We start from the raw sequence: 13,295 nt of genomic DNA, 5'->3' as shown, positions 1-13,295 counted from the left end.
CTTAGTAAGAATACTTATAGCAAAGACATTATTCCCATAGTATTTTTACTGCCAAATATAAGCAAGTTAAGTCAGGAAAAATAAGTTATATTCTAATACAATTATCGTGAGGTGATAATAAATATGGACTGTATTACAAGTGTTCAAAAAGCAATCGACTATATGGAAGAACATATTCTTGAAAATATCAATTATGAGGATGTGGCAAAAGAAGTTTATATGTCAAACTATCATTTTCACAGAACGTTTCGTATGTTAACTGGTCTTACCGCTAATGAATATATGCGGAATCGGAGAATGTCACTATCTGCTCAGGAACTATTATTGTCCGATGTTAAAGTCATTGATATCGCATATAAATATGGATATGATTCTCCGGAAAGCTACACGAAGTCTTTTACCAGATTTCACGGTGTTTCGCCGAGCGTTGCAAGAAGAATGGGTAAACAGCTCAAATTATACAATCGCCTAAACATAAAAATAATTGTAGAAGGTGGTATGATAATGGATTACAAAGTTATTCACAAGGAAGCATTTCAGCTTATAGTAAAGGGGAAACAGTTTCGTAATGAAATTATATCTGAGGAAGGAAATACAGAAATACCTGATTTTTGGAAGGAATCAGCTGCTTGTGGTGTATTTGATGTACTGAGAAAACATTCGGTAGGACAAGACATTTATGGCGTTTGTTCTCCGATATCAAAAGATAGCGGATATTTTGACTATGGAATCGGGATGCTTTATGATGGAAGTACAGTACCACAAGGATACCATCTACTTGCAGTCAAGCCTACTTTATGGGCAATATTCCCATGCGTTGGAGAAAATGGCGATTGCATAGGTGAGACTTGGGACAGGATTTTTAAGGAATTCTTACCCGCATCCGGTTATGATATTGTAGATGAAACTGATATTGAATTCTATCCGGCTGAAAGTGATGGAACGGTTTTTTGCGAAATATGGGTTCCGGTCGTAAAGAAGTAAGCAGGAGATAGGTATTGATTTGATTCACACTTTATAGTATGGTAAAATAATGAACGGAAATTATAGCACGATCAGATTATGATTCTCATAACTGGTTGTGCTTTTGATTAATACAGTTATGGGATGAATTAAGTTCTCATGATAATTTATAGAGAAAGGAGCTGCGTACATGCAGCCATATACAGGATTTGCTGCCGTATACGATCTCTTTATGGATAATGTTCCATATGATGATTGGGCAGATTATGTACAACTGTTATTAAAGAAATATGGAATTGAGGAAGGCTTATTATTAGAGCTTGGATGCGGAACAGGTAGTATGACCAGACGTATGGCAAATAAAGGATTTGATATGATTGGGATAGACAACTCTGAGGAGATGCTTGGTATAGCAAGAGAGAAAAATGGTGATGTAGAAGGTACCTTGTATTTGTGCCAGGACATGAGAGAGTTCGAACTCTATGGCACAGTAAATGCTGTGATTAGTGTTTGTGACAGCATGAACTACATCCTATCCGAGGAGGATTTGCTTCAGGTATTTAAGCTAGTTAATAATTATCTGGATCCAAATGGGCTGTTTATCTTTGATTTAGATACAGAATATGCTTATTGTGAAGTGCTTGGTGATAACACGATTGCAGAGAACCGTGAGGAAGGAAGCTTTATCTGGGAGAATACGTATTATGAAGAGGAAACCATGAATGAGGTGGGTCTCACCTTATTTATCCCGGAGATAAGTGAGAATGAAGAAAACAATTCTAATGCTTTGTATCATAAATATGAGGAGACACATTACCGAAAAGCATATTCCATTGACCGAATTAAGGAGCTCATTGAGGAAGCCGGTATGGAGTGGGTGGCAGTTTATGATGCTTTAACGGAGAAGAAGCCGAAAAAGGATTGTGAAAGAGTATATATCATCGCTCGTGAGAAGCGCCAACAAGATAAATTGTATATTTAGAATATACAAGGAGCAGAATACTTACGAGTATTTTTATCATTTAAATTATTATTAAGAAATCAGAGAAATCAAGTATGAACGATGCTTGTATTCAGTTGAGTTTATAGAATTCAGACATTAAATTGATAGTTAGATGTAAAGTATAAGATAAAGAGTAAAAGATTTAAGATAAAAAATATAAGATAATAAGTAAAAAATAAAAGTAAAAGATATATAGTATCAGATTAGACTCTAAATAGATAAATGAATAATCATAATATAGTCTACAGGAAAGGCAAGTTAGACTACAGAAAATCACAGATAAGAAATTAGTAAAAACATCAGCTGATATTGTAAGAAAACAAAGCAGATAGGCTAAATATAACTGAACGTATTATTCGTTAATTAAATCAGCTGAACACGATGAAAGGAATGGTAATTTATATGACAGATTATATCGTACGTGCGAGCGCAGCAGATAATCAAATTCGTGCTTTCGCAGCAACAACTAGAGAATTAGTAGAGCATGCAAGAGATATTCATGGAACAAGCCCGGTTGCGACTGCAGCTTTAGGTAGATTGCTGACAGGTGGTGCTATCATGGGAACCATGATGAAAGGCGACAAAGATATCCTTACGCTTCAGATGAAAGGAGACGGTCCGATTGAAGGAATTACAGTTACAGCAGATTCAAAGGGAACGGTAAAAGGTTATGTCTATAATCCTGAAGTTTTAATCCATGCAAATGATAAGGGAAAGCTCGATGTAGCGGGTGCTCTTGGAGCAGGAATGTTAAGTGTTATTAAGGATATGGGTCTTAAGGAGCCATATGTTGGACAGACTCATCTGGTATCCGGAGAAATCGCAGAGGACTTAACCTATTACTTTGCGGCAAGTGAACAGGTGCCGTCTGTAGTTGCACTTGGAGTATTGATGAATAAAGATAACACGGTCAGAAGAGCAGGAGGCTTTATTATTCAGCTACTACCATTTGCAGATGAAAGCATAATATCTAAGCTGGAGGAGAAAATCAGCCAAATAGACAGTATTACAAAGCTACTGGATAAAGATATGACTCCGGAGATGATATTGGAAGATATCCTCGGTGAGTTTGGACTAGAGATTATGGATAAGATTCCAACCGCATTTGAATGTAATTGCAGTAAGAACAGAGTTGAGAAAGCAATTGTATCCATCGGTAGTAAAGACATCCAGGAGATGATCGATGATAATGAACCGATTGAAGTGAATTGCCATTTTTGTAATACACAATATCATTTCAGTGTGGAGGATCTCAAGGATATTATTACACGTAGCAGATAATGGGATATTACAAAAAGAGGATAAGTAATACCATTGTCCATAAATAAAATACATTATAAAATAAATTGATATAAATGGGGAAAGTTATAAGAAAAATAAATAATGTATAAGGAGAATTGATACAATGAATTACGGTTATTTTGATGAGAAAAACAAAGAGTATATCATTACCAGACCCGATACACCGGCACCTTGGGCAAACTATCTTGGATCACCCGAATATGGTGCAATTGTATCTAATAATGCAGGAGGATACAGCTTTGTAAAGAGTGGTGCAAGCGGTAGAATCACAAGATACATATTTAATCAGGAGGATAAACCCGGAAGATATGTATATCTTCGTGATGATGATTCTAAGGATTATTGGTCTGCTTCTTGGCAGCCTGTTGGCAAACCCCTAGATGAATATAAGAGTGAGTGCCATCATGGTACTGCATATACCACGCTGAGAGCGCAGTATTCAGAGATAGAATCAGAGGTGCTCTATTATGTACCGCTTAACAAGACCCATGAGGTATGGAAAGTAACCGTTAAAAATACAGGGGATAAGATACGTAATTTATCTGCATTTGGCTTTGTTGAATTTACGAATGAAGGTAATTATGAAAATGATCAGGTGAATTTACAGTACACACTTTTTATAACCAAAACCTATTTTAAAGGGAATAAAATTCAACAGGTAATCAATGAGAATTGTGGGAAGAATGAGGACGGATCTAATGGAAATGAGCGTTTCTTCGGCCTTGCTGGAGCTCAGGTGGATTCCTATAACGGTGATAAATCTCATTTTATCGGTAATTATAGAAGCTATAGTAACCCGATTGCAGTTGAGAACGGTGAGTGTGATAATGCATTGAACTATAACTCTAACTGCTGCGGTGCATTACAGACAAAGATGACCTTGCAACCAGGTGAAAGCAAAGAATTCGTGTTTGTACTGGGTAAGAAGGACGATAAGGAATCCGCGAAGATTATCGCTACTTATGAGGATATTCAGACAGTAAATATGGAATTATGTGAATTAAAATCTTACTGGCATGGTAAGCTTTCTGCACTACAGGTAAAAACTCCGAATGAGAACTTTAATGCGATGTTAAATACCTGGAATGCATATCAGTGCTTTATTACCTTTATCTGGTCTAGAGCAGCTTCCTTTATCTATGCAGGATTAAGAAATGGTTATGGCTATCGTGATACTGTTCAGGATATTCAGGGTATCATTCATCTGGATCCTGCTATGGCTAAGGAAAAGATTGAATTTATGTTATCCGCACAGGTGGATAACGGAGGTGGTCTTCCACTGGTTAAATTCTCTCATAATGCAGGACATGAGGATACTCCGGATGATGCTTCTTATGCTCAATCTACCGGTCATCCTGCATATCGTGCGGATGATGCGTTATGGTTATTCCCGACTGTATATAAATACATGGCGGAAACAGGTGATAAGGAGTTCTTAGATAAAGTGATTCCTTATGCAAATAAGGATCAAGGGGATGTATATGACCATTTAAAGAGAGCAATAAACTTCTCGATGGAACGCCTTAGTACGCATAAGATGCCTGCAGGTCTTCACGCTGATTGGAATGACTGTTTAAGACTTGGTAAAAAGGGCGAATCTACTTTCGTAGCATTACAGTTATATTATGCAATGTCAGTTATCCGTGACATCGCTGTTGATAGAAATGATACAGAATATATCACATATCTTGATAAGGTTCAGAAGGAATTGAAGGATACCATTAATGATAATTGCTGGGAGGATGATCGCTTTATCCGTGGTTTCAAAGAGGATGGTCAAGTCATCGGCTCTAAGCACGATCCGGAAGCAAATATGTGGTTGGAACCACAGCCCTGGTCTATAATCAGTGGTCTTGCAACCAAGGATCAGGCAGAGAAAGCATTGGAAAGTGTTCATAGAGAATTAAATACACCTTACGGTGTCCGATTAATGGCTCCCTCCTATGTGGATCATGCATTTGATGGCGCATTGGCAATTCTCTTTAATCCATCCACCAAAGAGAACGGCGGTATCTTCTCCCAGCCTCAGGGATGGATTATCCTTGCAGAAGCTTTAATGGGACATGGTAATCGCGCTTTTGAATACTTTACAGAATCCAGTCCTGCAACATTAAATGATCAGGCAGAAGTTCGAGTTCTTGAGCCATATGTACATGGCCAGTTCACAGAAGCTACCGATAGCCCTCATCAGGGTAGATCTCATGTTCACTGGTTGACCGGTACTGCATCCACAGTTATGGTTGGCTGCGTAGAAGGTATTCTTGGTATGAGACCGGATCTGAACGGTTTAACAGTTGCTCCAAGTGTGCCAAGCGATTGGAAGGAATTCTCCATCGAGAAGGTATTCCGTGGTAGAAAGTTGAACATCAAGGTTCAAAATCCGAACGGTGAGGAAAGCGGATACAAGGAATTTTTCCTGAATGGTGAAAAACTGGAGAAAAACTACTTAGCAGAAAGCGCATTAAAGGACGTAAATGAAATCTTGTTAGTAATGTAGGTTATAAGTAAAACCAAGAATTAATTATATATACATTTAATAAGCTATTACAAATGCTTCTCTATGGATTTTCATTCCATGAACCAGTGCATTTTGTAATAGCTTATTTGTAACTTATCTACCTGATTTTTATGAATACTTTTCAAAAAGTTAAGGAAAGATATATTGAAAGAGCTTGTATAAAATGGTAAAATTTATATTAGTTACTAATTAACACTACTTTTAAAGAAAGGGATGACAAGATGAGTGAATTAAAAGGAACAAAAACGGAAGCCAATCTTATGGCTGCTTTTGCGGGAGAATCAATGGCTCGCAACAAGTATACTTATTATGCATCAAAAGCGAAAAAAGAAGGTTATCAGCAGATAGCAGATTTATTTCAAGAGACCGCTAATAATGAAAAAGAGCATGCTAAGATTTGGTTCAAGCTTCTTCATGATGGAATTGGTGATACACCGACTAATCTAGAAGATGCAGCAGCTGGTGAACACTATGAGTGGACCGATATGTATGCCACTTTTGCAAAGGAAGCAAAGGAAGAAGGCTTCAATAAAATTGCCTATCTCTTTGATGCAGTTGCAAAGATTGAAAAGGATCATGAGGAAAGATATCGTAAATTAATCGGAAATCTTGAGAATGGTCTTGTATTCTCCAAAGATGGTGATACTGTTTGGATCTGCAATAATTGTGGTTATGTACATGTAGGTAAAAAAGCTCCTGAGGTTTGTCCTGTTTGTGACCATCCAAAGGCATATTTTGAAATTAAGAAGAATAATTACTAAAGAAGAAAAAGATTTGTTTCTTATAAATTATAAGTCTGCATTCTGAGATTTGCAGGCAGTAGAAAGGTATGGTGATATAATGAAAAAAGAAATTTCATTTTTTAGATGTAAACATTGCGGTAATATCATTACATTTGTTAAGGATGCAGGAGTTCCTGTTATTTGTTGTGGAGAGCCGATGGGAGAGTTAAAGGCAAATTCAACGGATGCTGTTCAGGAAAAACATGTCCCTGATATAACAAAAGAAGATGGATCCATCTTTGTTCGCATTGGTTCCATAACACACCCTATGTTGGAAGAGCATTATATTGAATGGATTGCCTGTGTATCCGGTAATACAGTTCAGTTTAAATACTTAGAGCCTGGTGTAGAGCCGGAAGCTTCCTTCGCTGTTGATGAGGAAGGTACTGTTTATGAGTACTGTAACATTCACGGTTTATGGAAAGCTGAATTTTAAATAATATAATAAATATAAAAACTGTTTCAATTCATGTAAGTTCTTAAAACGTTTAATTCTTTGTTTTGGGAAGGAGGAGCATGGGTTGAAACAGTTTTTTGTTCAAAAACAATGAAATACCTTTAATATATTCGTCACAATGTTCCATAATTCGACATATGATATAATGCCAAGTGGTTATCATACAATTAATTATTGTCTGGCAAGAGGTATGATGCGGAGGGTTTGGTATGGGAAGTTCTTATAAAAACAACGCTTGGCATGTCGGATAAAAAATATTATGGAGGTAATTGCATGCTTCTTACGTCAGGACCAGTGAATAAAGATTTTGTTCTAGGAGAATTATATGATTGGCATTTGGAGGCGTTAAATAATTCTGGTACGAGTGTACTGGTTGGTTTTTCAGTATATGGACTGTATGGATTGTATCCCCACCCGATCCTATTAGGTACAACCTCGGTAGATTTAAAACCGGGTGAATATTCCTTTTTAACACTTCAGACTGAAAATCATGAGCACACAATAGCAGTAATTCAAATACCAAATAATGATGTGTTACTGACACTATACGGAAGAGACAAAGACCGTAAAGAAATTGCAGGAGTAGTCTATCCAAGAGCTGCACTGGTAGAGTTAAATAATTCACTTTGTATTGGAGAGCAATAATAAAAGCAGTTGATGTTGCGATTGAATGATCAGTAATAAAAAGAGTAAATAAATCATAGAAACGACCCGGATTTAAGCAGGATTATATTAGCATGGAGCCGGATCGTTTCTTACTGTAATGCCAATAGTAATTGTACTACTATAAGTAAATTGACTATGTAAGTTCTGGTTTGCCATAGTAAATGTCTAGCTGTTTATGAAAATATTAACTACTGATATACTAGTGTAAATATTTGGATGATTTTTTTAATTAAAAGGTGTAAAATTGAAATTAAATAAGGGTAAAAGGGGCAGTTGAGCGGTATCTCATCAGAATTCGAATATACCAAATATTGGAGTCGATATCATGTCTTTTACAGATCAATAGGCGAAGATTATTACGTTTCTCTAGTGTCGTTGGGAAACATCATCCATTTCGTGATGAGTTTCAAGATTCATTTGATAGATAATTAATTTCTTATCATACATCATGGTCCAATCCCTTATCAAAAATAGATAGAAAAGCAAACATATCGTAAGGAAATTTATCACCAAGGTTTTCTCTACCACAAGAATTAATCCATTATTGGAGTGATATCTGTTTGTGTATATAGCCCAAAATCAGTACCTTTTGGGATGAAATGGCGAATATATATATATATATATAATATATTTTTATTGGCAGTGCAATATACAAATAAAAATGTCGTCTTACTAGATATAAGGACTTATGAAACATGGAGGATGAATATGGATGATGATCAAATAATTTCACTTTTTTGGGCACGTTCTGAGCTAGCTATAGAAGAATCTATAAATAAATATGGAATATATTTATCCAAAATTGCGATGAATGTTTTACATAATTCAGAAGATGCTTCGGAATGCGTTAATGATACCTGGCTCAAGGCGTGGGAGAGTATTCCACCAAATTCACCAAGGTGTCTCTTTGCATTCTTAAGTAAAATTACGCGAAATACTGCATTTGATTTGTATCGAAAAAAACACAGAAAAAAGCGTAACAGTTGTATGGAAGAGCTTCTCTCAGAACTTGATGAGACAATTCCTCATATTAGTTCAATTGATAGAGAAATTGAAAGTAAGGAGATTACAAAGGAACTGAATTTTTTTTTGGAACGATTATCTGTTGATAATCGTGTTCTATTCGTGAGGAGATATTGGTATGGTGAGTCGATTAAAGACCTTGCATTTGAATGGAATATGTCAGAAAGTAAGTTGACATCGACTTTATTTCGCTTACGAAAAAAACTTAGAGATTATTTAGAAGAGAGGGGTGTTGTTGTTTGAATAACGAGAAAATGTTTGAAAATCTGAGCAAAATTGATGAAAAGTATGTTAATGAAGCTAAGGAATATAAACCGAAACGAAGAACGCTACTTATAAAATATGCAGTGGCTGCAGCAGTTCTGATTACTGTATCTTTTGGTTTGACGGTTTATACTTTGCCGCAAATGAGTCATTTTAATTTATTCGATTCCAGTGGACAAAAGCTAACAGATTCATTAAATCGCAGTAAGATAACTGAGAATCCTGATGCTTCACAAAATGAAATACCTCAGGGCTCAGTTGGATATAGTTCTTTGAAAATACCCAAAAGCAATGTGGAGATTGTAGGAATTGATAAGGTTAATATGGGAACGATGAGCATTTCGATATTTGATGAAAATATGTTGAGGAAAAGCGATAGTATCATTGAGGGTACTATTATTGGTGCTTATTTGAGAAGTTATAAGTATGAAATTTATGATGACAAATTTGGGGAAAACGGTAAGTTTAAAATGAAGGAAACCCATGTGATTTACAATGTAAAAGTGAAGAGGTCTTGGTACGGGAATCTAATCCCTAACGAAACTATAAAAATAGAATGTGAAAATGCGATTGGAATTGACAATGTAGTATTACTTAAAGTAGGTCACACGTATATGTTTCCACTTTACAAGTCTTCCTTTGAAATAACACATTTTGGTAAAAAAATTGCAGGTGGTGACAGCCGATATGACTCTGATATTAGGATTATTTATCCATATCATAATCAAATTGAGGTTACAGAAGACGGTTATTACTTGGTTAGTACTGAATGGAATACAATTGCATCAAAGAGCAACAAGATTGTTACTGGGGAGAAACCGGATATGTACTCATATCGATTACTTAAAGCAAGTGAATTTGAGAATGGAATAAAACAGTTGATTGATAGATATTGGAAATCTATAGAATAGTATTAATAAAATATTATCTATACTTTAGGTATTTGGATATTAAATATCGTAGATTTAGGGGGTAAAAATTTCGTAATGAACACAAAGCTAAGAATATCCATTCAATTCATCAGTAACAGCATGAGGTAGAAGTCTTAAATTTTTATAAAGTAAAATAGACACATGAGTTGTAACTAAAAGAAAGTGTAGTAATCTAAAATAACCCGGAATTAATAGGGGGAAAATGGGGATTCAATAGGGAAGTTAGGAGGCACATAATAAAATTGAATTTGCTTTCAAAGTTAATTCATAATTGAGGTATGTACGTTTGCATTATTCTGATTAAATTGGCGTAGTTTGGTTGATAATATATTATTTAAGTAAATTTGATACTAGAGTCCTTCAGTCTTATATATTGTATAAAATTACAAAATATGCCTTAGGTTGACATATAATTACTTATATAGTAAAATTTAAAAAAAGAAAGGAGAGTAAAATCTACATTATGAAAAAGAATAATAAGATATTAAAACTATTAAAATCCATTTTAGTTGGAATGGTAATTATGTCAATTGGAATAGGAACACAAACTGCTTATGCTTATGAAACCACAGGTCATGTATTAAATGGTGGAGTTGGAAACTATGGTAATACAAATAGGTATTACTTTGTTGACAGCAGCTGTTCAAAAACTATGTCTACGGATATTGGCTCAGCATGGAGTGAATGGATACATACTACATCATCTATGGGAATAACCACACCGATATCAGTAAAGAAAACTACTGTAAAGTCTGACAGTGTATTTGACTTTTACTATAAAGGTCAGTATGAAGAAGAAGAGGGCGTGTACGGCGTTACTTTGTTTTGGAAAAACCAGAATATGCTTGCGGACATAGGTTATTTCCCGAATTCAAATTGGGGATGGACTCAGATAATTTTAAACAAACCAAACTATACATATATTTCTAGAACTGTAAATGGTATAAATAGGCAAAAGGGTGTTGCGGCTCATGAAATAGGACATGCAATGGGTTTGTGTCACGTTAAAAGTTCTTCTTGTTTGATGTATCCATATGGTGACACCGTTACGACTGATCATTGTACAAAAGATGAGTTGAATGGTATAAACTTTCTATATTAATAAAGGTATAATAAGTAAAATGTCACTTTTTGCACTACATATAATGAAATAAGATGTAAATATTTTTAAGAGTGAACTTTATTCTTATATTGTTTCTAGTTTTTAATGAGAGTTTATATTAATTTAAGTTGTTATACTCAATGGTTAACGATCAAAGAATCATACAGGGAAAATATTTTAGGAGGAAGCTATGAAGAAAGTTATGTTTATTTTCTTAAATGTTATGTTTATTGTTGGTGCATTATTTGTAACTGCATGTGGTAGTAAAAAGGAAGAGGCAATGCGACCAAACACAAGCATTATGACAAATAGGGCTAAAGAAGTTCAAGCTAATGTTTCTGTTACCACAGACAACAAGATTGTTGATAACACTATATCATTAAAAAATGCATTTAGTCTTAATGGTAAAAAAGTTTTACAAGAATCAAAGGGTACAGCAGATTTTGTTGAATCCTTTCCTGATTTGAATACAATTTATGATAAAGCAAATAACGTAGTTGTTGGAAAGGTTGAGACGGTTGAATATACAGATGATGATGCTATACCAAGAACAATTTATAAGTTTAAGATTTCTGAAACACTTAAAGGTGATATAAAGGCAGGTAGTTTGATTAGTATTGGTGAGTCAAATGGGTACGTGAGAATGAAAACATTTATAAATGAATATGGTGATGATCATTTTGAAAAAATATCCAAGGATAAAATTGAAAATGGTGTATTATTAGTATCACTAGCAAATGCACCATTATCTTTGGAAGGGGATAATTATATTGTGTTTTTAGGCAAAAAAAAGACATCTGGAAGAGTTGCAGGTGGCTATGTTCCGATCGGTAATTTTAGGGGTAAATATATATTGAATAAAAGTACAAATCTATATTCTAGATATATACCAAGTGTGGAAGCAAGTTCAAACATTGAAAAAATAGGAGAAAATTATATTGCTAAGGAAGAACCTATGTCACTAGATGATATAAAGCAAGAAATACAAACTTTTAGGTAATGTAGAGACATCTGCTATAATGCAGGACATCTAAGAAGCATTTAGAGAACCTCTCAGGACGTTTATGATATGATCCTATGAAGTAGACATGGTAAATAACCAGAATCTACTTCATAGGATCATATCATTTTTCATCTTAGGAGGATTTAGTCAATGCGAGTTATATGGCTATATTTATATATGGAATCATTTCAGAGAGTAAAGAGTCTAATTAAAATGACTTATAAATAGATAAGTAATCCCTGATAAAGATTATCGTTAAGGATGTTGAGGTTACGAATATAATATAATATGGATTTTAGTGGTCTCAATGGAAGGGAATGTGTTTTATTTGAAGAAGGCAATGAGAATATTACCGATTATATTGATGGTGTTAATAATAGCAGGGTGTGGATCGATTAAGCCCATAAGCCAAGGATTGGATCATGTGACTAATAAACCTACAAGTGACTCATTACAAAGTAATCAGGGTACTTTAAAAAAGGGTGGTAAGGTTCGGTTTACTGGGGAAATAATCGATAATAAGAATGGGTTATTGATCGCACCTCATTATGCAAGTGATGAGTATAAATCCTCTGACAAAATGTCGGTAAGTCTTGTTGATGCGGTAATTACGAATAAGCAAGGGAAAAAGATGAAAGCAGAGGATTTGAAAACCAGGGGATATCATCGAGATAACCTATAACGGTAGAATGTTGGATTCTTATCCGGCGCAAATTGGTGCATTTTCGGTAAAAGTAATTGGACATAATAAAATTACAGATGGATACTTAGCAATGATTGATGATATTTATCAAGAGGATAACGGTTTGAATGGTAATATCAAAATAATTGTTGTGGACACTTCAGGGTGGATCGGTTTAGAGGAGAATGAGAAGAAGATTGTGCTTGGGCGAATGAATTTAAAATATAACGTAGAGATTAAAGAAGGGACAATGGATGAATTGTCAGCACAGGGGATAATTGACAAGCAAAACCTTATATTTAAAGATGGTATTCTAATTACCATATCTCATGTGAAATTAAGTAAAGATAATGGCGAGATCTCCTATTCGATTAGTAAATGGAGATCAGGGGATGGAGCGGTCGGAAGTGATAATGCAAAGGCGAAGTGGAACGGAGAAACATGGAATATTAAAAAAAGTAGTCAATGGATCAGCTAATCGATGAATTTTATCTCATAAAAAATGTAAAAACAATCATCAAAAAATCATTTATTAATGAGGGTTATAAATAACATAAACGTGCTTAATTAATGGGATTTTGGGACGTTTTTTGTATCG

Annotated in this window: 13 protein-coding genes; all 13 read left to right on the top strand. The window is 34.8% G+C overall.

What is annotated here, in order from left to right; translation table 11 throughout:
* Positions 1-123: 123 nt before the first annotated feature.
* The 13 genes from AC6IWN_RS13365 to AC6IWN_RS13305 all read left to right on the top strand — a co-directional run bounded on the left by AC6IWN_RS13365 (position 124) and on the right by AC6IWN_RS13305 (position 13,175).
* Positions 124-984, top strand: coding sequence for an AraC family transcriptional regulator (locus tag AC6IWN_RS13365; protein WP_497987910.1), 861 nt, complete (start codon positions 124-126; stop codon positions 982-984).
* A gap of 169 nt (positions 985-1,153) precedes the next feature.
* Positions 1,154-1,945 (top strand): class I SAM-dependent DNA methyltransferase, encoded by a 792-nt coding sequence (locus tag AC6IWN_RS13360; RefSeq protein WP_497987909.1) that lies wholly within the window; start codon positions 1,154-1,156, stop codon positions 1,943-1,945.
* 423 nt (positions 1,946-2,368) lie between these two features.
* The gene (hslO, locus tag AC6IWN_RS13355; RefSeq protein WP_497992207.1) at positions 2,369-3,247 is read left to right on the top strand and encodes an Hsp33 family molecular chaperone HslO; all 879 of its coding nucleotides are present in this window, start codon (positions 2,369-2,371) and stop codon (positions 3,245-3,247) included.
* Between the two features lie 124 nt (positions 3,248-3,371).
* Complete coding sequence (locus AC6IWN_RS13350) at positions 3,372-5,765, top strand: glycoside hydrolase family 94 protein (RefSeq protein WP_497987908.1); 2,394 nt, start codon at positions 3,372-3,374, stop codon at positions 5,763-5,765.
* Between the two features lie 242 nt (positions 5,766-6,007).
* Positions 6,008-6,547 (top strand): rubrerythrin, encoded by a 540-nt coding sequence (gene rbr, locus AC6IWN_RS13345; RefSeq protein WP_497987907.1) that lies wholly within the window; start codon positions 6,008-6,010, stop codon positions 6,545-6,547.
* A gap of 79 nt (positions 6,548-6,626) precedes the next feature.
* Positions 6,627-7,004: a desulfoferrodoxin family protein gene (locus tag AC6IWN_RS13340; RefSeq protein ID WP_497987906.1), complete on the top strand. Its 378-nt coding sequence runs from the start codon at positions 6,627-6,629 to the stop codon at positions 7,002-7,004.
* Positions 7,005-7,298: 294 nt separating this feature from the next.
* Positions 7,299-7,670, top strand: coding sequence for a hypothetical protein (locus tag AC6IWN_RS13335; protein WP_497987905.1), 372 nt, complete (start codon positions 7,299-7,301; stop codon positions 7,668-7,670).
* Between the two features lie 729 nt (positions 7,671-8,399).
* On the top strand, positions 8,400-8,957 hold the full coding sequence (locus tag AC6IWN_RS13330) for an RNA polymerase sigma factor (protein WP_497987904.1): 558 nt from the start codon (positions 8,400-8,402) through the stop codon (positions 8,955-8,957).
* Positions 8,954-9,889: a hypothetical protein gene (locus AC6IWN_RS13325; protein WP_497987903.1), complete on the top strand. Its 936-nt coding sequence runs from the start codon at positions 8,954-8,956 to the stop codon at positions 9,887-9,889. The genes AC6IWN_RS13330 and AC6IWN_RS13325 overlap by 4 nt, the downstream gene beginning before the upstream one ends.
* A gap of 484 nt (positions 9,890-10,373) precedes the next feature.
* Positions 10,374-11,012, top strand: a complete 639-nt coding sequence (locus AC6IWN_RS13320) for a matrixin family metalloprotease (protein WP_497987902.1) — start codon at positions 10,374-10,376, stop codon at positions 11,010-11,012.
* 190 nt (positions 11,013-11,202) lie between these two features.
* On the top strand, positions 11,203-12,012 hold the full coding sequence (locus AC6IWN_RS13315) for a hypothetical protein (protein WP_497987901.1): 810 nt from the start codon (positions 11,203-11,205) through the stop codon (positions 12,010-12,012).
* A gap of 322 nt (positions 12,013-12,334) precedes the next feature.
* Complete coding sequence (locus AC6IWN_RS13310; RefSeq protein ID WP_497987900.1) at positions 12,335-12,697, top strand: hypothetical protein; 363 nt, start codon at positions 12,335-12,337, stop codon at positions 12,695-12,697.
* A gap of 10 nt (positions 12,698-12,707) precedes the next feature.
* Positions 12,708-13,175 (top strand): hypothetical protein, encoded by a 468-nt coding sequence (locus tag AC6IWN_RS13305; RefSeq protein ID WP_497987899.1) that lies wholly within the window; start codon positions 12,708-12,710, stop codon positions 13,173-13,175.
* Positions 13,176-13,295 lie beyond the last annotated feature (120 nt).

Source organism: Variimorphobacter sp. HTMS_6, from assembly GCF_059717775.1.
Note: the sequence above shows the minus strand (reverse complement) of the source record. Positions and strands in the feature narration are given on the sequence as shown.